A 22,508-nucleotide genomic window follows, 5' to 3' on the forward strand; every position below is an offset into this window, starting at 1 on the left:
GAAACCAATGGCTCGCTGGTGGAAGAAAACCAAATACACGATCGAGTACAAAGGCTATGTGTTTGAGTACGACACAGCCGAGGAACTAGGGCGCATGGTGGCGCAATCTGGCTGCGGCATGGAAAACCCTTTCGACCCTAACACCGTGGAATACGACCAGTTCTTTGACAGCTACGCAGCAACCAAGGAAGAAATGGCCAAGACGGCCAAGATAGCGAGAAATGGCGAAGTGGCGATCGCCTTGCTTTGATAAACGGTGCCGTCCATTAAGAATTGTTTCATATATAGCTCAAATTATTTGAAATAGCATTGATAGGTAATATTAGTTTCTTGATTGACGGCAAGCAAATGCATACTATTTCGGGCGGCAATTGCCAATAAAAATTCTAAATAACAAAGAGTAAGAATCGAATGTTTGTCATAAAACTTTTCATAACATTATTCGTTATAACGCCAGTGGTGGCTTATTATTCATTTCAGGCTGGAGGTCATATCATCCCTAGTGATGGTGATTTCAATTATTGGGGAGCCATCATTACGTCAATCATCACCACGATTACAGTGATCTGGTATTTAGGGAAGTACGAGGATTCACGCCTTATAAAGCGCGCTAATAGTTTAGGTGTTAATTCAGAATATGTATCGCTGTATGGTGATAATGGCCTAATAATCGATAACGCCAACAAAAAGATATTTGCTGGAACCAAAAAGAACGGAAAGGTCTTCAATTACGATGACGTTTCTAGCATTGAACGAGAGGACGTTCCATTTGGCAGAATGATAAAGTGTGTAATTCACATTAACACTCTAGACTTCGACACGCCAAGAGTAACCGTCGGATATTCTGACTCTAGCGCTCAGCGAGATCGAGCATTCTCCAAGCTAAGAGCGGCATTAAAGATTAGTTAATGCTAACCAAATAAACAGACACCGCCCATCGTGGCGGTGTTTTTGCATCTACGCGAACCAAACCCTATAGCATTGATTCAACAGCTACTTTTACCCGCCAATTACTGTTAATGTGTGATTCAAACAACTCCACCAGCAAGGGAAACAACGTGAACGACAAGATTGATTTGGACAAGGTACTCGATCAGCTAACCAGCATGACACCTGAGCGCTTAGAGAAAACCATGAAGAAGTTCAATCTAGCCCAAGAAAGGCAACGGGCAGCTCAGGAAGATAGAGAGGCCAAGGAATCCGGCATCGAGCGCATTACTCTGTTCTTTGCTGGTGGCCATAAGGCACTACTGGTTAAACCTAACCCATTAACAGGAACATGGCTGCTGAATCTATACGGAGCTGGCACAGTTACCGCGCCGCAGGATGTGGACGTAGAATTTGAGGTAACAGACCACTTCACTGAGCTGTTTCGTTTCTCGATGACGTTCAATGGATTTACCTATTGGCATGACCTTGTTGATGAGCAGATGGCGCAAGAATTGGCTACGTTCCTTAACGTACCGCTACAAGTCCAATAGATAAGATGAAAACAGACCCAAAACACCGTGAAAATACCGCTCTGCTTGCGCTGGTGGCGATTTCTCATAGTGACGTGACCAATGACCTCAAAAACGCTCAAATCGCGTCTGACAGCGCGCAGTAGAAATGAAAAAAGCGCCTAAAAAGGCGCTCTTTCAAACGGAAAAACAAATCTGGTTTGGTCTTTATGTGAGATTATCCTGTTCACTGACTAGGGGAGTCACCTCCGACACTAACGCCCTCTCAAAGAGTTCCAGTTGCGCTAGCGATCTAATTATTACAAAAGATTCGCACCCAAGGCAATCCTATCAACCTTTACAAGACTTATTATTTTCGATTGGCTATTTAGTGCTGACTTTTCTTACAACTCGCCATCTTCGCTATAAAAAAATCACCATTATTTTTGTGATACACTTCACAAAATTGTGAGCAGCATGAACGTGGGAGTTATATCAATGAGTGAATTGGATTGGATTATAAAACTAGGAAGTGTTGTTGGAGCAAGCTTCCAATTCGTACCAAACTTTATACAGCTAAAAGCTGAAATTGAGAGCTATCAATTGGAAAAGCGATTGAAAGTGTTGGAAGACCCCATTTCATCAATAGACCAAGACGTTGTTGAGCTATCGAAGCTTTTCTACTCAGACATGAAGAAAAGCAACGACCATCACTTGGACTTTTCAGAAGAATATAAAAGCTACGAAAGAACGATCAATTTGTTAAATGGCGCTGGCTACATAGATAAAAACAGCGTCATTATAGAATTTAAAAATCCAATTTATGTTCTATACATGGCTGGTTGGTCTGAATCTGATCGCGTTTTAAGTGAGCTAGTTGGCTACATTGATGGCTGTGAATCTGGTGTTTCGATTTCACTAAAGGACATGAGAACTAGCTTTGATGTGCCTGATAAACTGATCCTAGCGCTATTTGAGCTGTATGAAAATAAAGGCTTGGGATTTTACGACACCAGTATCGGTCATGAGAGTTATACAGCCAAATAGATCTACCGTTAAAGGCGCGCTAGTTACCCTTTTGTTTAACTAGCGCATCAAGTAATTAAACACAAATCCTCTGCGACACATCGCCGGAGCTGGTGGTCACTCGGCCACGAACGCGACCACACACCACATCGCCCGAACCTGTACGAACATCCCCGCCAACGTCTCCGCATTTCACGTTACCCGAGCCAGTGTTAATTGACCTTGCCTCATTGCATTGGACACTACCCGAACCAGCATCAATATCGCCCACATCGCCGTTGATATGGATGTTGATATTCACGCTCTTAATATCTTCTTGTAGCTTACCATCCACAAACACACGGCCATCGTTATCGATCGAGATTGAATCCCCCTTGTAAACCTTGCCATTAATTCTGATTTCGCCACCAGCGCTAATGTTTGAGATAGATGCAGCTACGTTTGAAAGTCGCAACTTGTTAAGGATCGCCTTTAACCAAGACATATCAATCCCCCTTTAACGTTTCGATTGGCCTCAAGCCTCTCGATAAAATCTCTCTGATACGGTTTTAGTTCGAATTGGCCACATGCCTCGACAAAGGTTGTTAAACTTGGAGGAACAGCATTAAACCTAGCGTACTGGCGCATAGCTTGACGTGAATACGTCTTACCGCTCCGGCCATCGGATAGGCCACCAGCAAAGGCGGCCTTTTGGTTCAATGCACTGGCTACACTGATAGCCAAAAACGACTTTCTTTGAATGGCCAGCTTGCTATCGTAATCATCACAAATCACGATGGTTGCTTGTCGCCCTCTCATTCCTATGCCCTCACCCTCTCGAACTCGATCAATCTTCGAATAGTGGCCATTTCTTCTAGGCATACCGCTTCTTTGTGCATGACCTTGCTAATATCGCGCTTCTCGTACTTGGCTTGTTCTATTTTCAGTTCAGCCAGCTTCTTATTGGATTGGCGTACATAGTTGGAAAAGGCGCGTGTTCCGGCCTTAAGCGTTGGTAACTTCTCTTGGATTTCCTTTCGCAGTTCGAAGAACGCTAACAAAGGCATTTCTTGTTGTGCCTTATATCGTGCTGCTTTCTTCTCAAGTCGTTTATATTCAGCCTCAAGCGCATCGATGATAAGTTGCGTTCTACTTCTCATAGCTCTTTTGTGCCTCTTTCTGGCGCGTAGGCTTCCATATCCAGCGTTTTGCGCCCAAACCAGTACCAAACAATGACCCTTGAACATAAACGCCTCTACGGCCAATATTGAGCGTTAACCAGCGCCCACCAATCGAGACGCTAGTAAAGCCAGTTTTGCCAAAGTTAACCCTTATCAGGCCAAATATTCGGAATGACTTGCGGAAAGTAATGTTCGTTTTTCGCATGGTATATACTCAAAGTGGTTTGCATTCTTGGTGCCAGTCGCCCCTGTCACTATCAGGGCGTTATCATCATTGGTGATTGTGGCCATTAGCACCTGTTTGGCCTTATCGGTTAAGTAGGATTCGTTAACGATGATCTTAAAGTTGTGTAGACACCAACCCGCCAGCGCTTCCTCTCGGCCACTGCGGTAGTGTTGAAACATGATCGATGGTCGGCCACATGTGTCGGCGTTTTTAAGGTAAACCTCGCCACTATGTTTAACGATTTTCTCTACCATTAGGCAATCTTCAATCAGGGATAAATACTCGTACTTATCCTGGACTGAACATACAAACAGAATGCGACGTTTAGGATTGTGCTTAATACAGGCCATAGCAAAGCGCATGGCATCAACCTTTGAGTTACTTGCTACCGTGGCAAAGTAGTTCTCTGTATTGGTGATTAGGTTCATCAAGATACCGCCTTAAATATAAAATCCGACATAAGGACAACCAGAACAAGGCCGATCACAATGCGCGGGAACTCGGGTAACTTGATCACATCAAACACGCATTCCAGCACAAAGAAAATCGCAACGGCCAACCAGAACGCTGGCCAGTTAATCATGCTCATTACCATCAACATCCGATAAAGGGATTAGTCGTTTTAAACCCGCGAACGCAGTAGAAAGAGCGATCGCATCCAATGATCGAGGTTTATGGATAGTCCATTGGCCTTTGCCGTTAATAGCCACCAGCTCGCGCTTAATATCATGGCCAGTATCACTCGCCACCAGCTCTGCTAACTCAAATAAGAGCTTCACACGCGCACTAGCAAAGCGGATTGTTTCGCCTTGTGGGATGAATACGTTTTGTGTCTTGGTCTTGCAGCGTAGGAACTCGTAAATGAAGCAGCCGCAACCGTGACTGGACACAACTGCATGATCATCACCAATAAGCGCTAACAGGTTCGCTTTCCAATCGTCGTTAAATACCTTGGAAGCGTCCAGAAAACGGAAGCCATCCACAATAGGGCGCTCTTGTTCGTTCTTGTGGAACTTTATTTCACATAGGTAAGGCTGGTTCTTGTGAAAACCAACCGATACAACTCGCATTAGCTTGCTCATCTGGTTAACTCTCTTAGTGTTGTCATTGCAGCTTCGACTTCTTCTTTGTTGGTGGCATTCACTAGGTCATAAGTTGCCTTTTTGATGCGAATAAGTGTGGCTGTTGGTGTTTGGCCGTTCTCTTTCTGGATAACGATCGAGAATTGCTGATTGGGCTCGCTATCCTCGTAATCAAGGAACTGGTAGTTGTTCGCTTTTTTGTGCTTGAAGTAGCCCACGAACGCTGCTGCAAAGTTATGAAGCATTGAACGCTTTAGCTCATCATCAATGTTTTCATCCGTCATGATTTGACAGTATTTCGCAGCCGTACCAGCGTTTAGTTGATGCACTAGGGCGTTAAGTCGTTTGATTTCGTTTTGTTGTTTTTTAATGGTCGAGAATGGCCAAATACACATAATTTCGGTTCTCTCTGGATCGGGCAAGGCAACGCATCAACGCCACCTTGCGCTATAGGATTAAATCGTTGGTTATTTGTTTAACTGACGCTCTGTGTTGCGGCGTAGCACCCAATATTGGGAGTCTGAGGTGGTCATCGCCCAATCGTGGTAATGGGCGTTAATGCGTTCGACTCGGCGGCGCTCTTTGATACGGCGCACTTTCTCACTTAAGGCAAGATAGAGCATCCAAGCGGATAGAATGAATATGGCGATTGCGCTGATCCAAAACGCGATAGATATGAATATGCTAAATGAAAAACTCATGTTTCTTTTACTGTGTGCTGGTGGTTTTGTATTGAGATACCGGCTTTTGCTGTAACCGGTATTTGGTTTACTGAAAGTGACGCACTTCGAACCGTCTAACCTTGGATTCCTCAAGGATTGCTGCTAGTCGGTCTAAGCGCCATTCCCTTGGCTTATCGTCGCGCGTGTAGCGCACTGAGTAGGCTTTTAGGTCATCGGTAGTGCTATCGATGGCCAACAGGGAAAAACCGCCGCTCGCTTGCTGCTGAGCGACGATACTGAGCTGGTGGCCATGTTCCACCAGCCGTTTGAACTCACATAATTTAATCGGTGTAATCTTTGCCATGATGCAAACTCGTCGTTTTTGTATGCTTAAAACGTCACGTTTTACATTATGAGTAGATTATAACCATAGATTTAATAGTTACAAGGTGTGTTCGGAATGAGTATGTGCCACTTAAACACTACTTAAGCTGTACGCTGCTGACCTTTTCAATGTGTAACAATACGTCCATAACATCGCTGTGAGCATTGAGTAACTTTCTCTTTGCAATCGTCCATGCCGCTAATTTCCCGTAAGCGTTCACGCTCACCTTGATGTAATGCTCGCGCTTCTGGTCATTCTCATCGTACTTAGTGTACCGTGCTACATAGTATTGCTTGCCATCGATGGTAGTTAGCCGTGGGTCTAGGCTTTTTGGCAAACGCGCCAGTAAGTTGAATTGCTTGCGAACGCGATCCCAACAACGTCCCCATAGTTCCTTTCCGATTTGGTTACGTATTTTGGTTGCCTTGCGTAGCCCTTTCTTTTCACCAATGCGAACAAACCCGACAGAACGACGTATATAACCACCCTCCGGCTTAGGCACACTAACTGCGTAACAGGTCTTTTTCTTGGTGATGAATCGATAGCCTGTGTTAGATACGAAATAAGCATAAGCGTTACGACACTCTGACACTCTTTTACCCTCAAAAAAACAAAACATACGATTCCTTTCGGTTGGATTTAACTGGCCGTTGCTGCCCTTTCTTGGCCAAATGAATAACGTTACAGCGTAACTATATTATTTATATTCCTAATTAATGCGACAGATTGATAGTCTTTAGGTCATCATAGCTGCACCCAAGCACCAACTTGATGGCCTTTTTACTGAATCCTTTTTTCATTAATTCCCTTACCTTTGGCTTAAGCTCATTCGGAATTGGCTTTCGGGAAAGTTCCTGTTGTCGAAGCTTAAATTCGTTCACTCGCAAGTTCGCGTCCATTAGAGCTTTACACATAATTATCCCCTCCCGTTATTGCGCCTTTGGCTTTAATGAAATGCCTGTTGTGTACTCTTTCGCTTCATCGTGGAACGTTCTTAAGTAGTGGTCAGTCACAGCAACGCTGGAGTGCCCCAACGCATCTTTAATCACTTTCAAAGAGGCTTTCTTTTCAAGCAATAGCATGGCGTACATTTTTCGCATCGAGTGTGTTGATAGCTGATATGGCAATCTCAACTCCATTGCGATGCGCTTATACGCTCGGTTGATGTACTGGATGCTGATCGCATTACCCTTTTTGGCCAAGTGGTGATTAGATTGAAACATCAACTCATTATGGCCATTGTGTAAGTAGATACGTTTAATCAGTTCTTCCAGTTCGGCGTTAACGTGGATGGTGATTCGAGCAGCCTCTTTCGCAGCTTTTTCGCTCTTACCTCGGGTCATACGGCCTTTAAAGCCTTTTGACTGAACAATGCTAAATGACGACCTAATCACACCATTTATCATCACATCGCTGAATTTTAGCTTCGAAATGTCGCAATAACGTAAACCTGTACGCACCTCCATTTCAATCATCATCGAGATAAGTGGGTTAATGTCATCCATTAAACGGATGATTTGTTCCAACTCGTCTAAGTCACGCGCAGGGAAAGCAGCCATTAGATTAACTCCACTTCATTAGCATTAACCGTTTTAAACTCGCCACCAACGAAAACTTGGATTTGCAGGGTTCGAGATAGCAAGCCAAAGCCCAAGAACAAGCCGAGCTCGCCATCGATGCGAACGAAGTCGTGGTGAACAGGCAAGCGGCCAAAGTGGTTGATCATCTTGGTTTGCGCTTGGACGCTTTGAGGCTCTTTAATTGTGTTGATGGCAAAGCGAAGCTGAGAGCGAATCTTTAGCGCATTATTACCTTTTCGAGCCTTGCTGATCGTGCCTTGCACACAAGGGAAGCCGTAGAAATTGCGAATGACGGCGGCAGCTTGCTCTTGGCCGCCACATTCATTAATTAGCTCATCCAAAGAGATAAGAATAAGGTCGTGGTGACGCTCTTGGATGGCATTGCGTTTGCTCGCCCAATCATCCGAAAGCGACAACAATTCATTTTTTTTAAACATTTTTGCTGATTCCTTTTTGGCAATATGCCAGTGTTTGCTCGGAATACAATATATTCCAACGGAATATATTTTGCAACCCTGTTCGGAATGATTGCACTTTAATAACAAAGAGTTCCAAAAGTGGTCGATTAATCAGCTTTTGATAAATAGCGCAATAGCGTTTAAAAAACCACCAGCAAAAAGTCTCTTTCTTTAAATATTCCATAGGAATATATAAGGTTTTACACACAAAATGCCAGGATTAGAAAGCAACCTAGCAATATTGATAAGTTGTTGTTTTTATTGGTTTTTATGTCCTTTGGTAGCAATAACCAGTGCCAGAACATTAAATAAGTTAGTTTCAGTTCTAGGTAGAAATGAAACTAAAAGGGTGTTTTTAAAAACAAACCACGACAATTGCCCGTCTGTGGCAATATAATGACAGAGTTACGCCGTCACGCGACACGAACAGATATACATACCCGCAATGATTATGCGGTATAGGTCACGTTATAAAAACCGAATTGCCAGTAACAATATGCTTGCATTATTTTGCATATCTAGACAATCAAAGATCACAGTCTCATAATACCCCGCAAACATCAGCTCCGTTGGCAAGAATCCCCTAAATTCTTTCCAAATCAGAGCTATATACGTATTGGCTATCCAGTCAATTGGCTTAAGAGATATAGATATGCATTGCACGTTAAATCAATTAATCCCACTCGAAATACTAGATCAATGTGACCTGTCCCTAGATGTATTTAGCAGCTCGTTCCTCGATGACGCGACTGACATCTGCATGATGCATCTTATCCAATCGCATCCGAACGCACTATGTAATTCATCTATTGAACGTGATGACGTATTAAACTTCGTTCGAGATCACTTCTCCGCTTAAAAAGCAACACTTATAAAGTTCTTCTGTTCGTTTTTTATTTAATTCCGAACACAAAAACGGTATGCTACGCATCAAGGATAAAGGTAGGGTTTTTCGTTACTCGCATACGCTCAGGGATGGAGTGTAACCTTTATCCTCCAATGTAATTTGGAGCAACCGTTCACCATGATTAATAAAATAAATACTGAAATTAAAGACTTAAAACCTATTGATATAGAGACACTTAATCAATTACTTGCAAACAAACAAACGGCAGACGCGCGACTAAAACGTGCCTTGAAGCACAGAGCGACTTTTTCCGAACAAATAGATGGCAAGGAAGATAGTGGATTATTCAATGACCGTATCGTGGCTGTAGTAAAAAGAGGTAATCCGACTACCCGTTTACTTGAGTATATTGAGGCAGCTAAAACGGCCAATAAAGAGCTTTTAGAGCGCGCCCCTCAATACTTCAACAGCTCATCTAACTCATTTAAAGAGACGACCGTAATTGAGAACGTCCGTCGCGTTAACATAACAATTAATAAAGCAGCTAGCAGCCAGAAAGTAACCGGCGCACGTCTAGCCAAAAGACTTGAAGCATACCTACGCGACCTTGACCGTAAACTCTCCTACGATCTTCCAGAAGATGAGAAAGAACAGCTCATTAATAACAAAAACACTGCATTGAATGAATTGAAATACTTCACAGACAATGCAGACGTTGAGTTTAGAAAGCGCGGTCAAGAACACAATGATATTGTAGCTATCATCCATACCTATGATGGCAACAATGGTGGCATGTCGCGTGTAGCTAAAAAGGTTCACGTTAACGCTGGTGGCCTTGTTCTGATTAGGCATCGTTCTTGTAAAGACCACGATGTGTTAGTCACAAACAATACCACTGCGGGACGTTCGATATATGATGAAGCTAATGCTTTTAAATCCGTACTGTACCCTAACGCTAACATGTATATTGAAAGCGAAGTCGATGCTATTCGTGAAGCCAGAAAAGAGCTTAGAAACAAGAACGAAAACAAAGCACGTTCGCAGTTCGATGGATATGTAAACTAAGGTTTCTAGCTAAATTATTGTTGTTCCGCTTTGATTGGTGATTTGGTGGCGATATTTAACGGTATCGCCACCTTTTCATATTACTTTTATATGTTGGCACCAACGGAATTAAGCATCGTCTGATTCAAGCGCTTCCAGTACCCATTGTTCTACTGAATTGCGAGACTCTAGCATGCTCTCTGTCACTTCCATTTCGTGCGGCACATAATCTACCAATTGAGAAAAACAGTATGTATCCCAACGGTCAGGTGATGGGATGTTCATTTTCTCTTTCATCATTGGCTTTGGCATCATTACCCATTGGCCTGACTCGTTGATTGCACAGGGTATTTTACTGCCTTGCTCCGCCGTCTTGACGTTCTTATCTATCTGCATCCGGCCTTGGTTGATGGAATCCCGAGCCATAACATTGGCATAGGCACGTTGGTTAAAGAAACGCTGCTTATCGCTGGTGGAGTGCATCTTTTTACCCCAACGTATGCGCTGTACGCGCCGTCCGTAACGTTCTAAGCAAGTCGCCGTGTCATAACCAACACCGTCACTATCCACCGCTATCGTGATGTTTGGGTACAAGTCCTCACTACACTCTGCATGGATAATGTCAGCAAACCGAACCGGATCGACCGTACTTGGCTGCTCAAGCAATTTCACGCTCTTAACGATGCGCTCCATCCGTTGACCCCAAACCTTGCAGATATTGAGTATCGAGCGGTCACGACCATTCCCCACGTCCACCAGGGCAGCCCAACCCCAACCATCGGGCATATCGAGGTTGAGCCTTGCGCTTTTGTCCAGTGCATCCCGACTAAGCAGCATGCCAGCAATGGAGCTTGGGAACTCCCCACGCACTTTAATGAGGTATTCCGGTGCCTCTCGACCGCCATACTCCAATCGCTTATCGAGGATAAACTCCACGGTTACGAACGGCGATTCCTCGGAGTTAAGCCGGATGGCTCGCCATCGACCACTAGGCTCGGCTAATCGGTGATGCGTATCGTAGAAATAGCCGCTAGGACGCGTTGGCTGGCTCAACAACAGCATTCGGTTGTCTTTCTCGGTCAATGCACCCGCTAACACACCAAAAGCCTTGTCAGATACGCCTGACGCTTCATCGACAATAACAAACAAGTGTTTAGCGTGTTCACCCGCTAGCGCTTCCTCATTACCAATACGGCACGATTTAGCACTGGTTTGCCAGATACCTTTTGCTGAGTTTTCAAAAAAGGCCGTCTCGGTAATGGTGAAGTATTGCTGTAACCAGCCGTGCTTCTGTAAGAGCGTGTTCCAGTTGGACTTTAGATACTTCCATACACCGATTTGTACCTGTCTCGCGTTGTTAGCCACCAGCACAACACGCGCATTGGGGAAGCAGAGCATGAAAGCAATGATCATGATACTGGTCATGTCTGACTTGCCTGTACCGTGGCCAGAGCTGACGGTCGTTCGCGCACCAATACGCTGAGCACTATCAATGATTTTGCGCTGCTGCCAGCTCGGCTTCTTACCGACTAGCTCAACAGCGAGGCGTTTCCAGTCATAGCGATAACGCTTAACTAGGGCAGGGTAACGGGGATCTTGTGTTACGCTCTTTATTCGTCTAGCCACCAAGCACCTCGAAGCTGTCTACATCGTCAAACCCCGACACTCCCTCGTTATCGAGGTCATCATAGGCTTGCTCTTTAGCGGCTTCGTTTTGTATTTGGGATGGGGATAGGGTAGGTTCTACGCCGTTCTCTAGGTCTTCGGCTTCTTTGATTCGTCGGTTTACTTCTTCTTTACGTGCAGGTAGCCAGTTATCTTGCTGCTCAATCTGCTCTAACGTGTAGTCATCAAACAGCTCATCCAGCTCTTGCTCACTGATACCAGTGTCGTCTACTTCTGGCTCTAGGTTCGCTAGCTCTACCTTAGCTTCATGCAATAGCGTTGCTGGTGGACGTGCGCCTAACTTCTCGATTTGTTGGCACGCCTCTAAGGCTGTCCAGTTGTTCTTAGTACGCAGAGTAAGCATTTCTATTACTAGGCTGGTTTCTTCTGCTGGTAGTAGGTGCGGCATCATCAATTCAGCGTATTCCTGTTTACGCAAATCGATATAACGCTTGGCCTCTTGCTTGGCCATCGTGGAAATACTTAATTCCAGTTCACGCAATCTGGTGCCATAGCCAAAGATGAGACGGTCACGCATGGCGTTAATGTCTACTGGTTCATTCTCATCATCGAGCGGGATGTTTCCGGTTTCCTCCATTTCATCGATCTCTTTAAGACGCTTGGCCAACGTCTCATTCATTCGGTAATACTGCGAACGGGCAATAATCAGCTCGTTGCAAACCGAAAGCGGATCGGTGTCCATGAGAATATCCATGATTTCGCCAGTAATACCCGCACTACGGGCATAACCACCATGCACAACAGGGCGACCCACTTGAGCACTGGAATACTGCGAAAGTCCCTCAACTGATCGCGGCTTGCGCAGTGATCCAATACCCCCTATTTTCGCGCGATCGCCTTGCGCACCTTGCGCTTGCGCAGTTGCCTCCGCTTGTTTGGGCTTTGATTTATCAGCCCTTTTTTTCTTCTTGTCGTTTTTCGCTTCTTGATATTTCGCTAATTGCTCATCGTAAAGATCAAATAATCGATCAAACTCAGGCAGCGATCGCATGGAGTTGAACTGGCGGCGCAGTGTCGAACCGTTCACCCCTTTATCTTTCGCAAAAGCGGCCATCGTGAGCGTTGGATTTTGAGCGCCACGCACGAGAAATTCTTTCAAAAGGGAATGCCAGTCATTGCCCTGACTGGTCTTTTTCGCTTTGATTTTTGGCATGACGGACGGTTGGAACTTACCGCCCTTTTTGGCTGGCCGTTTTATATATCGCTTAGCGGTGCCGTACTTTAGTCCGTTGGCTTCGCAATACTCGGCCAGCGTCAAAGTCGGCTGCTTCTCTAACTGCTCCCAAAACTGCTGTTGGTGAGCCTGATAGTCAATCTTGCCGGACACGGTTAAACCCCATTTATTTTGTTACGTTCGGAATAATACAGGGCTTTAACAGGTAACAACAATACGAACGAGGCCAGATTAAACACTCATTTAACTGTCAATATGGATTTAGGGAACAATTTTAATAACGCGACACTAAATAGCATTTACAGTAACGATTTTCTGCATATAATCATGTCCAGCTAGTGAGTAACGCTACTTATGTTCAATTGATTCTGCGGCACGATATAATAATTGGCTGCGTTACCTCACTAGCCATCTTTCCCCCATACCCAAGACAACGCGCTACGTGATGAAAGGAATACCCCTTGAAAGCACCCGAGCGCATCAAATTCAGACACAAAGCAAAAACCAAAGCACGACAAGCCATGTTTAGAACTCGCCAACGAGAAAAAGGCTTAGCGCTGCTCCAAGTGCGCATTTCTCGCCTTGCTCACGCTAAGGCTTGCGAACAGTGCGAACAGAACGGCATTACCCTGACCGAGCTGTATCAGTTCGCCATCAACAACACTGACCCAAACCAACTACCAGAAAAGCACCCCGAGGTGACAGAGGGCGACCTTGTAGGCACACGCCAAATTAGCCCTTGGATTGACCCACAAGTGGCAAAGGCGTTCGAGAAATTGGCCACTAACTACCGTAATCGCACCATTGCGATGAGCGCCATCGTCTATGCGTATTGTGTTCATTGCGAGAACGAATGAACCGAACCGGACACGCTTGGGGCGCACTGTGCTTTGCGCCCGTTCCTCTCGCCTTAATGGCAGACGCTACACCACTGCATTCAATCCTGGCATTTCTTGGCTGCTTAAGCGGTTCGAGCGCGCCGGACTGGCTTGAATTTGACAGAATCCCACACCGAACTTACACCCACATCCTTTCGCTATGGCTCGCTGTAACGACCTATGGCTATCATTTGGCATTAGGGAACACATTCGTACTCATTGAGGCGTTAAAGGCCACCAGCACGATTCTAGGTGCGATTCTGTGTGGATTTGGATGCGGTTGTATCTCACATTGGCTTGGGGATGTGCTAAACCGCCAACCAGTGCCGATTTTTACCCCGTTTGATAGGTACTGTTTGAATCTGTTCGCCTCGGGAAGCCACCAGCGAATCACATGCGCATTCATTTTCTCGGTAGCATGTATTTTAGCGGCCTTTTTACGGCCTTTGACATTCCGAATAGACTTGCTAAAAATGACGTTTTTGACATAAAAAAGGCCACGTTTTCCGTGGCCTTTTGATTTTGAGGAGTTGTCAATAACAGGTAATTTCAATAACCAATGGCTTCGCCATCTGTAATCTGGAGTATCCACGCCCATTTCTTGTGAGCAAGGCAAATATAGGACACCAAAAACGGCTTTTCAATAGGTTGAAACGCGACACATACCACAAATAAAAAAAGAGCCAGTATTTCTACCAGCTCTTTGACTCTCTTTTGCAAACCTTTCTTTGAATCACCTACCGAAGCTTTACACTTCAACACGAAACAGGGCAATTATATTGATACTTACCTTGAAAAATCAACAAAAAAGCGCCGATGGTATAACCAAGGGCGCTTAAGATCAGCTGTCTAAGATTTTAAAGGAAAACACGGTCGTCACAATGGCAACTAATGTAACTCGCGTACAAATAAATTTATCCGTTCGGAATTATCAGTTCAAGTGTTTTTTCACTACCTCACTCTATCTTGTTCGATTTGAAATGCTCGTCACTATCTTGATTGATGCTTATTGCTGGCCAATGGCTCTAGGTGCATCATTGTGCATAGCGGTTAAGATTTTGGAGTACAACAATGGCTCAAAAGGTAAGGTTCGTTAAGCTTGGTACTAAAGGCTCTTGGGAAGTTGACTGCATTAAGAATGGTACGATTCAAATTGGATTTGAGAGTCCTATGCACCAGCAATGCTTAAATGGTGATTGGGATGCAGTTCAGAACTATTGGCTTGAGCAAAAAGACTCTAAACAGGTTGCTTCCAACTTTGTGAATCAGCTTAAGAGCTTCTATGAATCCAGTGAAGATGACATTTGGATCACGTTCCACCAGCGTAGGCTCTATTGGTGTAAAGCCTATAGGCAGGTAGAAGAACTGGATGATGGCAACCATATACGCAGAGTCATAGGCGCTTGGAGCTGTACAGACGCGAACGGCAAGGAACTGACCATAGATAACCTAGATGGCCGCATCACTAAGGTGCAGGGATTTCGAGGCACTATCTGTAATGTAGGAATGCCTGAATACTTAGTTCGAAAGATCAGCGGGGAAGCAGATGAATCCGTGGTATTGGCTCAATCTAGGCTAGATGCGCTTACCGAAAGCGTGATTGATTTGATTAAAGGGCTCTGGTGGTATGACTTTGAATTGCTGGTGGATTTGGTGTTCTCTAAGTCTGGTTGGCATCGATATTCAGTGCTTGGCAAAACAGAGAAAGATATAGACCTTGATTTGTTCTCCCCAACAACCGGACGTAGGGCGTTTGCTCAAGTGAAGTCACACACAACTCAAGCAGAGTTAGACTCGTATTTTGATAAGTATGCGACCTATGAAGATTATCACGAGTTTTTCTTTATCTACCACACGGCTAGTAGTGAGTTGAGCCTATCTGGAGTAGAGAATCCAAATGCTCACGTTCTTGGTGGGGAGTCATTGGCTAAGCTGGTTATATCAACGGGATTGGTGTATTGGCTGATTGAGAAGCGCAGATAGAACAAAGGGCTGACCCTCTTTCGAAGATCAACCCTTTGCCCTCTTTGGGAGCCTGTAGGTTTTACCCTACAACGCTTGCACAACCTTATTAAACAAGCGCACCGTATAGGAAGTCGTATCCGTCACTGTCCTATGGGAATAATACTAAACTCATTCCGAACACATCACAATATTAGTTTTAATTTCATTTTGTGATTTTTTACCCATTTATAGATTGTTTCTGTCGCTTTTTGCTGGTGGCTTTTTTGAGTGTTTCGTAGTAGCCAATCTTTATCAAAAAGAAGTACCAGAGCGCGTTAAGAGGCGTGATTTGCCTAAACTGTAGGGAACATTTTGCATTTCTTTGTTGAAAGCATGGCTTTATGAGCTAAGTTTTATATTGGTTTTTTATTACTGATATTGAGGATAGTATGGCTAGGTATTATGTGAACAAGAATCAACAAGCTAATGGCGATCATGAAGTGCATAAGCAAGGTTGCTCTTACATGCCACTGGAACATAACCGAACGTATCTTGGTGAGTTTGCTAGTTGTGGGCCTGCAGTTTCTGCAGCGAAGAAAACCTATTCAAAGGCCAATGGGTGTTATTACTGCTCAGAAGCTTGCCATACGGGGTAGGAGCTTCCTAGGGTAGCAAGAATAGAGGGATCTGTACTTTGATCCCTCTGCGTAAATGTGTCGCTAGTTAACCACTTTTAGAGTTGGTTGTGAGGTGTTACTGGAAAGGGGATCTTTCTCATTTCTGACTTTTGATACAACCGCCTTAAACAGAAAAAATGGGTTGTTAAATGTTAAGGCTGAAAGCTCATCTTGAGGTAGTTTCAACTCATTGAGTACTTCGCTCCGAGATATATTTTTTTCTCTCAATTTATTGAAAATCTTTTGAAATACTAAAGACGTTTCCCTGCTCTCTAGACCCTCTGGCTCTGATTTTCTGCCATAACAGTTTGATAGCTCGATGTTTAATTGACGATAATGCCACTCGGATGACAAACCTAAGTCAAAAGTTCTTCGTATTAGAGCCGCTAATGATACTTTCCAATGCTTCTTCAGCTTCAACAGTTGATTTAGAGAAGGATATGAAGGTACTTTCGCTAGAATACTTCCTTTCGGCATTAGAAATGCTGACGCAAATCGATCCGCTTGTTCCTCGGCTTGGCGTCCGTTGTTAGATGCATGTTTGTGCAACACTAGATGACCCAGTTCATGGGCGGCATCAAAACGACTGCGTTCTGGCGTTTTCATCGTATTCAGAAAAACGAAAGGTTTTTCGTCCAACCAAAATGAGAATGCATCTACTTCGACACAATTCTCAGTCAACGAAAAGACGCGCACCCCTTTAGACTCCAAAAGGTGAATCATGTTGGAAATAGACAGTTCACCTAAGCCCCAATGTTCACGTAGAAGTTGCGCGGCACTTTCAGGATCTGCGAAATCTTCGCTGCTGCAATCTAAAACATCATGTTGCTTTAAATTGAATCGACTTTCTAACCAGGTATTAAACTCAACTGCCAGCGTTCCGGCACTAAGAGCTGCGTCTCTTTTGGACGCACTAAGCTTCGTCATAGCTCGGAAGCTTACGCCTTCTTTTACGATTTGCTCAGGATTATCCGCGTAGAAAAATTCAACAGGGTAATTGAGAATATCTGCTATACGACTCACCAAGGTTGAGTCAGTTGTGTCCAGAAGCCCCTTATTTTCATATGTTGAAAGCGTTCTCGTAGTAATCCCTGTTAGTTCGGCTAACGCCTTTTTTGTATATCCTCTTCTTTCTCTAGCAATTTTTAGTCTTAATGAGTTAAACATTGTCGTTACTTACTTCTTCGATATCAAAGTCAATTTCATCATTGAAATCGACTTGTGAATCAACGATTTCTTCGTTGTCCATGTCAATAATTATACGGTTTTCAAGATCAAATCCTGTCACGTAACCTCTCTTATTGTAGGATACAGGTCTCGCTAGCTCAGCGGTAAGCTTATTGTTATTTTTGTCAAAATTATGGAGAAGGAACCAAACATCACAATTTAATTTGTTTTTGGTATTCGACTCAGGAAGCGTTTCTGGGAACAAGTCATAGTTGAGATTTTCTTCGAACTTAAGCGCTAAGAGATCAAGAGTAAAGTCGCCTTTGTCTGTAATGGATTGCGGGAAACCAGCTGGGTTTCCAGTTTGCTCACAAGCACTACAAAGGTAGATTGCAATTTTTTCTTCTTTATTGATCGTAAGCTCTACATTACGAATGGATTCTCTAACATATCCGTGTGGTTTTAGTAGTTCGCGGAGAGCGCGGATAGTATCACCATAAAAATACTGACCACCACTGGTGACAGGGTTGTTTTCAGTCATTCTTTTTCTAGCGCTTAAACCTCGTTGCAATGCTTCCTTAATATGTGGAAGATTAGAAACTAAGTGAGCACGCTGGGGATCTTCGATTTGATTACTTTTTTCTGTCTGGACGCTATTGGTTTGTGCTGAGTTCATTTTTGTCATCCTCAATTCCATTTCCTATATTCTAACCTCGATCGAGATCGAAAAACAAGAAACGAAAGAAGGTGCTGTCTTTCCAACACAGTTTTCTACATTTCCTCGTCGTCGTACTAATCACACTCAACATTTCCCGGCGTCGACGTCAGTAAATCATGCGGGTAATCAGGTGATGTGATTTTGCTGGTGGATTTAGGCGTGATTCGGGCAGGGTTTCTATGTTGATTGTGCGGTGAGATTACGTCAGACCTTCGCTCATAGAACGGATAACGGCCATCCGGCTTGTAAATCATCGTGGCGTAGCCCTCAACCAAGTCCAGCCACCACGTTGTATTTCTTCATGTGGTAACAGCATCATGCCGTCACGGCCTTCCCTGGCTTGTTCTAGCGCCTTTTCTAGAAACTCAAACTTAAGGTCAAACGGGGGATTGCACCACCAGCCATCTTCCCATTCGCCTTGTAGGCCATCGAACCCAACACAAACAGGGTTTAGGAGCTGAGCGGCCTTGTGTTTTGGCTTAAGGCTTGGGAATCCGCTCGGCTGTTCGTTAATCCAGTCAGGAGCCACATAGAAGCGGTTCACCTTGGCGGTTTGTGGCTCGGCGGCCACGTCTAAAACAAACTCTTTTCCGGTATCACGTCGAAAGAGGAATTGAGCATCAAAGAAGCAGTCCCAACGAGTCGCCCATTTATTCTTTGCGCCCTCGACGGTCTTACTTTTGACTAGGTGCGCCATTCTCTAACTTCTCCCCACTCTTGGCCGCTACAGTAATGCGCTTGATGCGCTCTGCGTCCAAATCAATATTCACTCGCTCTATCTTTGGATAGACCACCAACCCATAAAAGCTGTATGTGCCAATACCAATTAAAGCCACCAGCGCTAACACAATGGTTATGGCCAGTAGCCGAACGGAGCCGATAAAGACACGTAGCCCAATTGCCTTGCTATCATTCATGGATTCTTACCATGTCCTTGTAAGCAGAGAACAAAACGCTGTGCTCGGTTTTGACACCTAAACGCTCTTTCGTCGCCGGATTAATGGTTGTGCGTTCACGCTCTATGTGACGGAAACGGCCAAAGCCTCGAATTTGCACCTCACGGCCTTTCGCTATCTCAACCTGAATGTGATTGATCATTGCGTCCAAACAATCGCCCACCAGCTCTGCATCATCACCAGTAAGCTTTAGGCCAAGGCGTTTAGAAATGTTTCTTTCAATGTCAGTTCGGTTTAAGCGTGTGCTCATTAATGTGCCCCCTTGATCTCGTTTACCTTGTTTGCCAGCTCATCGCGGAATACATCCGACGCACTAAAAGTCAGCTTGTCTCGCGCAGCTACAATCGCTGGTGCTCCCGTTTTTGGATTACGGCCAGCTCGCGCTTTCTTAAGGCGAGGTGCGAACGTACCGAAGCCACTAAGCAATACAGCATTGCCCTCAATCATGGTTTGAGTTGAGATTTCTTCGATAAAGGCATCAAAAACCAGCTCGCATTCTTCACGTAATGCGCCCGTTTCTTTCTTCATTGCTGAGATCAGTTCGTGCTTTCCTACGGCTTTTTGTTTAGACACGCTAAGTCCTCTTGAATATCTTTCAGATAAATTCCGTGCTGTTGGCCTAGAAGATTGATGGCGTAGAGAACCAGTTCTTCTCGACTGCTACAGCCAAGTTCTATTTGCAGTCGCCTAATTTGCTCTCGTTGTGTCGCGCTGGCGCGGTAGTATTGACGTTTAATGTCAAACTTATCCATCTTGGCTAGATACCAATTCCAGCGCTGTTGAGGGGTTAAGGCGTTTTTCTTGGGTTTACGTCCTGCCATGCGACGATTATAACCATTCCGAACACGCCGTAAACATTCCGAACACGATTTCTGTTTTTAATACAAAAAAAATACCGCCTAGATAGGCGGCATTTTTGGAAAGATGATCAAGGATTTGATTAAGCCCGTTTGAACTCCGAAAAGTGGCTGCGCATGCCATCACGAACTTTGAGAGGGGTTTTGCGCAGTTTGGCGCGTGTTGCTGTGTCGTATAAGTATTGTTCCCATTCCCAATAGGACATATCACGTAATCGGCCTACTGGCTCACCAACACTATTCATGAATATGTAGGTGTTCTTGGCTTTGCCATTCGGGATTGAGCTGCCATTACCATCCAATATCTCAAAGACACCTCGCGCACCAACAAACGCCACGGTCAGGCCATATTGCGCCGCTGTAGCATCAATCATTGCGCTAGTGAGATAAACATTCTCGCCAAAGATTTTAGTACGGAGGATTTCACGACGATATTTCTTAATGTCTCGAATCCATTCAAAGATAACGCAGCGAGTATGTGGTGTTCGGATATTGGTTTTCACTTTGATTAGACCAGCATCGAACAGCATTCTAATGACTCGATAGTTGATCTTCTCTCTCGGTGCAATCGTGTCGCCAGTACCATCGTAATCACAAATGTGACCACCAGTAAGCCAACGATACGCTTGAGCGCTACCAAATTCCCCTGCGGGAGCATAGCTTAGCAACAGCTTGTCATAGTAAAGGTAATCACATAGGAAGTTACGGACTACCTTTGTTGCTTCTAACACGTCCAAATCAACTGGCTTTTGGCCAATGCTGTGATATTCACTCGCTAACATGAGATAACTAAGCCCTTTTTATATACTTATGCGGCTAGTCTAGTTTTGTTATCAAATGTTGGCAATTGGAGATAGCTATTAATTTGACAAATGCATTCATCAAACCCCTTGGCCACAACCACGTAATATCCTAAATCTTGGAACATTTTTATCTTTTCCTGTTGCTCCTTGCTTGGACGGCCTTTTTCCGTTTTTACCTCCAAAAAGAAGCCGTGATATACCCCTCTCGGGATAGGAAAGAATATGTCCGGTACACCTTTCTTTTGTCCCTCATAGCTCATCATCGAGGCCGCTTTAGGTGTTCGGTAGCCGCCGTTCGGGATTGAGAAAACCAGCGGGTAAATTTCCTTGTACTGCGTCTCTAACGTGTAGAACAAGCGCACCTGTAACCAGTGTTCGGCCAGCTTCGTGTCGTTAAACTCTTTCGGGCGCTTAATCCCTTGTGCAAGGCGCGTTTTGTGTGGTGAATCCAGTTCCACTTTCTTCTGTGTCGCAGCGCGCGCAACGTCATTGTCTTTCTCAAGAATACGAATGAGCCAAGATGGCAGTTCCGACTTATCCACCAGCGCGGTATTAGGGACGTTTATCGATACCGGATTGATGATGTGATTAACAGAACGGTTAATCTCGTTAAGTGCTGCATCGATATTGAAGTCGCCGCCGTGGCCAGCTTTCACGCCTTTGCTTTTCCACTTCTTGCGCTTGGCGACTTGGTTTGCGAGGAAAGAGTGATCGAATCGTGGTGCCTTGGCCATAACTAGATAAGCCCTTGCGTTACTAAAATCTCTTGCTCCTTACGGCGGTTAAAGTAGGCAAATACCTCGTCCTTGGTGAATTGCTTAGCTACCACTTTGCGGCGGCCACCTTCCGAGAAAATACGCTTAGCAATGTCCTCAGATAGCGTCCAACAAAGTGCGGTTTCGATTTCGGATTCGTCATTGATAGCGCGGTAGGCCGTGACCACCTTGGGTAGCTTGGCGAACGCCTTGCGCTCTGACGATTTCATCACCTTGTGCTTGTTGCGTCTCGGGCACGTAAACAGGGACGACCACACACATTGATGTTGGTGCGAGCCTTGCGCTTTCCATAGCGTTCCTAGCGTGTCCCAATAGGTTGAGTCGTCTTGGATAGCTGGCGCACTGCGAACAAAGAAATCGAGCTGATAACACTCAGGAATAGATAACAGGCGGGAAATGATATTGGAGTCGTTAACGTTAGCCACAAACACCTCAATAAATTTTATTCCGAACATATAATTATTAAGGCAATAATAAACACACTCAAAGAACCAAACAAACTTTAACCCAATAACAAAAAAGCCCCGCTCAAAGAGCGAGGCTTGCTTATATCTGTTTATCTTAGAACGAACCTAGTTCCCACGGTACGTTGAGTAAGCATAAGGACTGAGTAACAATGGGATATGGTAGTGTGCATCCTTGTTCTCTACCTTAAAATCGACCGGAATACTGCTATAGAACGTATCAGCCTTTTGCTCCTTAAAGAACGGTTCTACGTTGAATACAGCTCGGTACATTGTGCCATCACCAATATCAAAGTGTTTAATTCGGCCATTCTCATCTGTCGTTTTCGTTGCTAGAAGCTTCCACTGTTCACCAACTTTCTCAAACAACTGAACCTCAATGTTTGTGCCCGGCAATCCCTTATTGGTATCTAGAACATGAACACTCACATCAGCAAATGCCGGAGCGGCTAAAGCAGAGCACAATGCAAGTAGCGATACTTTAAGTTTTTTCATTAGT

Annotated in this window: 35 protein-coding genes; 9 read left to right on the forward strand and 26 right to left on the reverse strand. The window is 44.6% G+C overall.

Going from position 1 to position 22,508, the window contains the following annotated elements; all coding sequences use genetic code 11:
* Positions 1-7: 7 nt before the first annotated feature.
* The 4 genes from CBX98_RS19960 to CBX98_RS19975 all read left to right on the forward strand — a co-directional run bounded on the left by CBX98_RS19960 (position 8) and on the right by CBX98_RS19975 (position 2,486).
* On the forward strand, positions 8-250 hold the full coding sequence (locus tag CBX98_RS19960) for a hypothetical protein (RefSeq protein WP_109170086.1): 243 nt from the start codon (positions 8-10) through the stop codon (positions 248-250).
* A gap of 161 nt (positions 251-411) precedes the next feature.
* Complete coding sequence (locus CBX98_RS19965; RefSeq protein WP_109170087.1) at positions 412-909, forward strand: hypothetical protein; 498 nt, start codon at positions 412-414, stop codon at positions 907-909.
* Positions 910-1,058: 149 nt separating this feature from the next.
* The gene (locus tag CBX98_RS19970) at positions 1,059-1,481 is read left to right on the forward strand and encodes a hypothetical protein (protein ID WP_109170088.1); all 423 of its coding nucleotides are present in this window, start codon (positions 1,059-1,061) and stop codon (positions 1,479-1,481) included.
* A 456-nt stretch (positions 1,482-1,937) separates the two neighbouring features.
* Complete coding sequence (locus tag CBX98_RS19975) at positions 1,938-2,486, forward strand: hypothetical protein (protein WP_109170089.1); 549 nt, start codon at positions 1,938-1,940, stop codon at positions 2,484-2,486.
* A gap of 55 nt (positions 2,487-2,541) precedes the next feature.
* Here CBX98_RS19975 and CBX98_RS19980 read toward each other — a convergent pair whose 3' ends face one another.
* From CBX98_RS19980 to CBX98_RS20040, 12 genes are all read right to left on the reverse strand, one after another.
* Positions 2,542-2,949 (reverse strand): hypothetical protein, encoded by a 408-nt coding sequence (locus CBX98_RS19980; protein ID WP_242446598.1) that lies wholly within the window; start codon positions 2,947-2,949, stop codon positions 2,542-2,544.
* Complete coding sequence (locus CBX98_RS19985) at positions 2,937-3,263, reverse strand: hypothetical protein (RefSeq protein ID WP_109170090.1); 327 nt, start codon at positions 3,261-3,263, stop codon at positions 2,937-2,939. The genes CBX98_RS19980 and CBX98_RS19985 overlap by 13 nt, the downstream gene beginning before the upstream one ends.
* A 2-nt stretch (positions 3,264-3,265) precedes the next feature.
* Complete coding sequence (locus CBX98_RS19990; RefSeq protein WP_109170091.1) at positions 3,266-3,604, reverse strand: hypothetical protein; 339 nt, start codon at positions 3,602-3,604, stop codon at positions 3,266-3,268.
* Positions 3,605-3,778: 174 nt separating this feature from the next.
* Positions 3,779-4,279, reverse strand: coding sequence for a hypothetical protein (locus CBX98_RS20000; RefSeq protein ID WP_109170093.1), 501 nt, complete (start codon positions 4,277-4,279; stop codon positions 3,779-3,781).
* Positions 4,279-4,434 (reverse strand): hypothetical protein, encoded by a 156-nt coding sequence (locus tag CBX98_RS26300; RefSeq protein ID WP_172606003.1) that lies wholly within the window; start codon positions 4,432-4,434, stop codon positions 4,279-4,281. Before CBX98_RS26300 ends, CBX98_RS20000 begins: the two co-directional genes overlap by 1 nt.
* Positions 4,427-4,933 (reverse strand): hypothetical protein, encoded by a 507-nt coding sequence (locus tag CBX98_RS20005; protein WP_109170094.1) that lies wholly within the window; start codon positions 4,931-4,933, stop codon positions 4,427-4,429. Before CBX98_RS20005 ends, CBX98_RS26300 begins: the two co-directional genes overlap by 8 nt.
* Positions 4,930-5,328: a hypothetical protein gene (locus tag CBX98_RS20010; RefSeq protein ID WP_109170095.1), complete on the reverse strand. Its 399-nt coding sequence runs from the start codon at positions 5,326-5,328 to the stop codon at positions 4,930-4,932. Before CBX98_RS20010 ends, CBX98_RS20005 begins: the two co-directional genes overlap by 4 nt.
* A gap of 72 nt (positions 5,329-5,400) precedes the next feature.
* Positions 5,401-5,634 carry a hypothetical protein gene (locus CBX98_RS20015; protein ID WP_109170096.1) on the reverse strand — a complete coding sequence of 78 codons (234 nt, stop codon included), beginning with the start codon at positions 5,632-5,634 and terminating at the stop codon, positions 5,401-5,403.
* Between the two features lie 67 nt (positions 5,635-5,701).
* Positions 5,702-5,959 (reverse strand): hypothetical protein, encoded by a 258-nt coding sequence (locus tag CBX98_RS20020; protein ID WP_109170097.1) that lies wholly within the window; start codon positions 5,957-5,959, stop codon positions 5,702-5,704.
* A 118-nt stretch (positions 5,960-6,077) separates the two neighbouring features.
* The gene (locus tag CBX98_RS20025; RefSeq protein ID WP_109170098.1) at positions 6,078-6,599 is read right to left on the reverse strand and encodes a Fe3+-citrate ABC transporter substrate-binding protein; all 522 of its coding nucleotides are present in this window, start codon (positions 6,597-6,599) and stop codon (positions 6,078-6,080) included.
* A gap of 310 nt (positions 6,600-6,909) precedes the next feature.
* Positions 6,910-7,539 (reverse strand): tyrosine-type recombinase/integrase, encoded by a 630-nt coding sequence (locus CBX98_RS20035; protein ID WP_109170100.1) that lies wholly within the window; start codon positions 7,537-7,539, stop codon positions 6,910-6,912.
* Entirely contained in the window at positions 7,539-7,997 is a 459-nt protein-coding gene (locus CBX98_RS20040) for a hypothetical protein (RefSeq protein WP_109170101.1), read from the reverse strand. Before CBX98_RS20040 ends, CBX98_RS20035 begins: the two co-directional genes overlap by 1 nt.
* Before the next feature lie 673 nt (positions 7,998-8,670).
* On the opposite strand from CBX98_RS20040, the gene CBX98_RS26220 reads away from it, so the two are divergent.
* Both CBX98_RS26220 and CBX98_RS20045 read left to right on the forward strand, forming a co-directional pair.
* Entirely contained in the window at positions 8,671-8,877 is a 207-nt protein-coding gene (locus CBX98_RS26220; RefSeq protein WP_146192898.1) for a hypothetical protein, read from the forward strand.
* Between the two features lie 165 nt (positions 8,878-9,042).
* Complete coding sequence (locus CBX98_RS20045) at positions 9,043-9,930, forward strand: hypothetical protein (RefSeq protein WP_109170102.1); 888 nt, start codon at positions 9,043-9,045, stop codon at positions 9,928-9,930.
* 108 nt (positions 9,931-10,038) lie between these two features.
* Here the strand turns inward: CBX98_RS20045 and CBX98_RS20050 are convergent, their stop codons facing one another.
* Both CBX98_RS20050 and CBX98_RS20055 read right to left on the reverse strand, forming a co-directional pair.
* Positions 10,039-11,535 carry a terminase gene (locus CBX98_RS20050; protein WP_109170103.1) on the reverse strand — a complete coding sequence of 499 codons (1,497 nt, stop codon included), beginning with the start codon at positions 11,533-11,535 and terminating at the stop codon, positions 10,039-10,041.
* The gene (locus tag CBX98_RS20055) at positions 11,528-12,922 is read right to left on the reverse strand and encodes a hypothetical protein (protein WP_109170104.1); all 1,395 of its coding nucleotides are present in this window, start codon (positions 12,920-12,922) and stop codon (positions 11,528-11,530) included. Before CBX98_RS20055 ends, CBX98_RS20050 begins: the two co-directional genes overlap by 8 nt.
* A 308-nt stretch (positions 12,923-13,230) precedes the next feature.
* On the opposite strand from CBX98_RS20055, the gene CBX98_RS20060 reads away from it, so the two are divergent.
* Complete coding sequence (locus CBX98_RS20060; protein ID WP_109170105.1) at positions 13,231-13,626, forward strand: hypothetical protein; 396 nt, start codon at positions 13,231-13,233, stop codon at positions 13,624-13,626.
* Between the two features lie 208 nt (positions 13,627-13,834).
* Here the strand turns inward: CBX98_RS20060 and CBX98_RS20065 are convergent, their stop codons facing one another.
* Positions 13,835-14,239: a hypothetical protein gene (locus CBX98_RS20065; RefSeq protein ID WP_146192899.1), complete on the reverse strand. Its 405-nt coding sequence runs from the start codon at positions 14,237-14,239 to the stop codon at positions 13,835-13,837.
* A gap of 479 nt (positions 14,240-14,718) precedes the next feature.
* Between CBX98_RS20065 and CBX98_RS20075 the strand changes: the two genes are divergently transcribed.
* Both CBX98_RS20075 and CBX98_RS20080 read left to right on the forward strand, forming a co-directional pair.
* On the forward strand, positions 14,719-15,630 hold the full coding sequence (locus CBX98_RS20075) for a hypothetical protein (RefSeq protein ID WP_109170108.1): 912 nt from the start codon (positions 14,719-14,721) through the stop codon (positions 15,628-15,630).
* Between the two features lie 410 nt (positions 15,631-16,040).
* Positions 16,041-16,247 (forward strand): hypothetical protein, encoded by a 207-nt coding sequence (locus CBX98_RS20080; protein WP_172606004.1) that lies wholly within the window; start codon positions 16,041-16,043, stop codon positions 16,245-16,247.
* Between the two features lie 63 nt (positions 16,248-16,310).
* Here CBX98_RS20080 and CBX98_RS20085 read toward each other — a convergent pair whose 3' ends face one another.
* The 11 genes from CBX98_RS20085 to uraH all read right to left on the reverse strand — a co-directional run bounded on the left by CBX98_RS20085 (position 16,311) and on the right by uraH (position 22,504).
* Positions 16,311-17,435, reverse strand: a complete 1,125-nt coding sequence (locus CBX98_RS20085; RefSeq protein WP_109170109.1) for an XRE family transcriptional regulator — start codon at positions 17,433-17,435, stop codon at positions 16,311-16,313.
* Positions 17,428-18,111 carry a hypothetical protein gene (locus tag CBX98_RS20090; protein WP_242446599.1) on the reverse strand — a complete coding sequence of 228 codons (684 nt, stop codon included), beginning with the start codon at positions 18,109-18,111 and terminating at the stop codon, positions 17,428-17,430. The genes CBX98_RS20085 and CBX98_RS20090 overlap by 8 nt, the downstream gene beginning before the upstream one ends.
* A gap of 292 nt (positions 18,112-18,403) precedes the next feature.
* Positions 18,404-18,850, reverse strand: coding sequence for a hypothetical protein (locus tag CBX98_RS20095; RefSeq protein WP_109170110.1), 447 nt, complete (start codon positions 18,848-18,850; stop codon positions 18,404-18,406).
* Positions 18,828-19,070 (reverse strand): hypothetical protein, encoded by a 243-nt coding sequence (locus CBX98_RS20100; RefSeq protein ID WP_109170111.1) that lies wholly within the window; start codon positions 19,068-19,070, stop codon positions 18,828-18,830. Before CBX98_RS20100 ends, CBX98_RS20095 begins: the two co-directional genes overlap by 23 nt.
* Positions 19,063-19,359: an HU family DNA-binding protein gene (locus CBX98_RS20105; RefSeq protein WP_054866444.1), complete on the reverse strand. Its 297-nt coding sequence runs from the start codon at positions 19,357-19,359 to the stop codon at positions 19,063-19,065. Before CBX98_RS20105 ends, CBX98_RS20100 begins: the two co-directional genes overlap by 8 nt.
* Positions 19,359-19,682, reverse strand: a complete 324-nt coding sequence (locus CBX98_RS20110) for an HU family DNA-binding protein (RefSeq protein WP_052484255.1) — start codon at positions 19,680-19,682, stop codon at positions 19,359-19,361. The genes CBX98_RS20105 and CBX98_RS20110 overlap by 1 nt, the downstream gene beginning before the upstream one ends.
* The gene (locus CBX98_RS20115) at positions 19,661-19,930 is read right to left on the reverse strand and encodes a hypothetical protein (RefSeq protein WP_109170112.1); all 270 of its coding nucleotides are present in this window, start codon (positions 19,928-19,930) and stop codon (positions 19,661-19,663) included. The genes CBX98_RS20110 and CBX98_RS20115 overlap by 22 nt, the downstream gene beginning before the upstream one ends.
* Before the next feature lie 119 nt (positions 19,931-20,049).
* Positions 20,050-20,748: a hypothetical protein gene (locus tag CBX98_RS20120; RefSeq protein WP_109170113.1), complete on the reverse strand. Its 699-nt coding sequence runs from the start codon at positions 20,746-20,748 to the stop codon at positions 20,050-20,052.
* 26 nt (positions 20,749-20,774) lie between these two features.
* Complete coding sequence (locus CBX98_RS20125) at positions 20,775-21,503, reverse strand: VRR-NUC domain-containing protein (RefSeq protein WP_109170114.1); 729 nt, start codon at positions 21,501-21,503, stop codon at positions 20,775-20,777.
* 2 nt (positions 21,504-21,505) lie between these two features.
* Positions 21,506-21,970: a hypothetical protein gene (locus tag CBX98_RS20130; protein ID WP_242446600.1), complete on the reverse strand. Its 465-nt coding sequence runs from the start codon at positions 21,968-21,970 to the stop codon at positions 21,506-21,508.
* A 147-nt stretch (positions 21,971-22,117) separates the two neighbouring features.
* Complete coding sequence (gene uraH, locus CBX98_RS20135) at positions 22,118-22,504, reverse strand: hydroxyisourate hydrolase (RefSeq protein ID WP_045625025.1); 387 nt, start codon at positions 22,502-22,504, stop codon at positions 22,118-22,120.
* Between the last annotated feature and the right edge of the window lie 4 nt (positions 22,505-22,508).

Source organism: Vibrio sp. T9, assembly GCF_003123985.1.
GTDB classification, from domain to species: domain Bacteria; phylum Pseudomonadota; class Gammaproteobacteria; order Enterobacterales; family Vibrionaceae; genus Vibrio; species Vibrio diabolicus.

Excerpts from the sequence above, each read along its gene's own strand:
- CBX98_RS19960 (WP_109170086.1), top strand. The coding sequence starts at position 8 with ATGGCTCGCTGGTGGAAGAAAACCAAATACACGATCGAGTACAAAGGC.
- CBX98_RS19965 (WP_109170087.1), top strand. The coding sequence starts at position 412 with ATGTTTGTCATAAAACTTTTCATAACATTATTCGTTATAACGCCAGTG.
- CBX98_RS19975 (WP_109170089.1), top strand. The coding sequence starts at position 1,938 with ATGAGTGAATTGGATTGGATTATAAAACTAGGAAGTGTTGTTGGAGCA.
- CBX98_RS19980 (WP_242446598.1), bottom strand. The coding sequence starts at position 2,949 with ATGTCTTGGTTAAAGGCGATCCTTAACAAGTTGCGACTTTCAAACGTA.
- CBX98_RS19985 (WP_109170090.1), bottom strand. The coding sequence starts at position 3,263 with ATGAGAGGGCGACAAGCAACCATCGTGATTTGTGATGATTACGATAGC.
- CBX98_RS19990 (WP_109170091.1), bottom strand. The coding sequence starts at position 3,604 with ATGAGAAGTAGAACGCAACTTATCATCGATGCGCTTGAGGCTGAATAT.
- CBX98_RS20000 (WP_109170093.1), bottom strand. The coding sequence starts at position 4,279 with ATGAACCTAATCACCAATACAGAGAACTACTTTGCCACGGTAGCAAGT.
- CBX98_RS26300 (WP_172606003.1), bottom strand. The coding sequence starts at position 4,434 with ATGATTAACTGGCCAGCGTTCTGGTTGGCCGTTGCGATTTTCTTTGTG.
- CBX98_RS20005 (WP_109170094.1), bottom strand. The coding sequence starts at position 4,933 with ATGAGCAAGCTAATGCGAGTTGTATCGGTTGGTTTTCACAAGAACCAG.
- CBX98_RS20010 (WP_109170095.1), bottom strand. The coding sequence starts at position 5,328 with ATGTGTATTTGGCCATTCTCGACCATTAAAAAACAACAAAACGAAATC.
- CBX98_RS20015 (WP_109170096.1), bottom strand. The coding sequence starts at position 5,634 with ATGAGTTTTTCATTTAGCATATTCATATCTATCGCGTTTTGGATCAGC.
- CBX98_RS20020 (WP_109170097.1), bottom strand. The coding sequence starts at position 5,959 with ATGGCAAAGATTACACCGATTAAATTATGTGAGTTCAAACGGCTGGTG.
- CBX98_RS20025 (WP_109170098.1), bottom strand. The coding sequence starts at position 6,599 with ATGTTTTGTTTTTTTGAGGGTAAAAGAGTGTCAGAGTGTCGTAACGCT.
- CBX98_RS20035 (WP_109170100.1), bottom strand. The coding sequence starts at position 7,539 with ATGGCTGCTTTCCCTGCGCGTGACTTAGACGAGTTGGAACAAATCATC.
- CBX98_RS20040 (WP_109170101.1), bottom strand. The coding sequence starts at position 7,997 with ATGTTTAAAAAAAATGAATTGTTGTCGCTTTCGGATGATTGGGCGAGC.
- CBX98_RS26220 (WP_146192898.1), top strand. The coding sequence starts at position 8,671 with ATGCATTGCACGTTAAATCAATTAATCCCACTCGAAATACTAGATCAA.
- CBX98_RS20045 (WP_109170102.1), top strand. The coding sequence starts at position 9,043 with ATGATTAATAAAATAAATACTGAAATTAAAGACTTAAAACCTATTGAT.
- CBX98_RS20075 (WP_109170108.1), top strand. The coding sequence starts at position 14,719 with ATGGCTCAAAAGGTAAGGTTCGTTAAGCTTGGTACTAAAGGCTCTTGG.
- CBX98_RS20080 (WP_172606004.1), top strand. The coding sequence starts at position 16,041 with ATGGCTAGGTATTATGTGAACAAGAATCAACAAGCTAATGGCGATCAT.
- CBX98_RS20085 (WP_109170109.1), bottom strand. The coding sequence starts at position 17,435 with ATGTTTAACTCATTAAGACTAAAAATTGCTAGAGAAAGAAGAGGATAT.
- CBX98_RS20090 (WP_242446599.1), bottom strand. The coding sequence starts at position 18,111 with ATGAACTCAGCACAAACCAATAGCGTCCAGACAGAAAAAAGTAATCAA.
- CBX98_RS20095 (WP_109170110.1), bottom strand. The coding sequence starts at position 18,850 with ATGGCGCACCTAGTCAAAAGTAAGACCGTCGAGGGCGCAAAGAATAAA.
- CBX98_RS20100 (WP_109170111.1), bottom strand. The coding sequence starts at position 19,070 with ATGAATGATAGCAAGGCAATTGGGCTACGTGTCTTTATCGGCTCCGTT.
- CBX98_RS20105 (WP_054866444.1), bottom strand. The coding sequence starts at position 19,359 with ATGAGCACACGCTTAAACCGAACTGACATTGAAAGAAACATTTCTAAA.
- CBX98_RS20115 (WP_109170112.1), bottom strand. The coding sequence starts at position 19,930 with ATGGCAGGACGTAAACCCAAGAAAAACGCCTTAACCCCTCAACAGCGC.
- CBX98_RS20120 (WP_109170113.1), bottom strand. The coding sequence starts at position 20,748 with ATGTTAGCGAGTGAATATCACAGCATTGGCCAAAAGCCAGTTGATTTG.
- CBX98_RS20125 (WP_109170114.1), bottom strand. The coding sequence starts at position 21,503 with ATGGCCAAGGCACCACGATTCGATCACTCTTTCCTCGCAAACCAAGTC.
- uraH (WP_045625025.1), bottom strand. The coding sequence starts at position 22,504 with ATGAAAAAACTTAAAGTATCGCTACTTGCATTGTGCTCTGCTTTAGCC.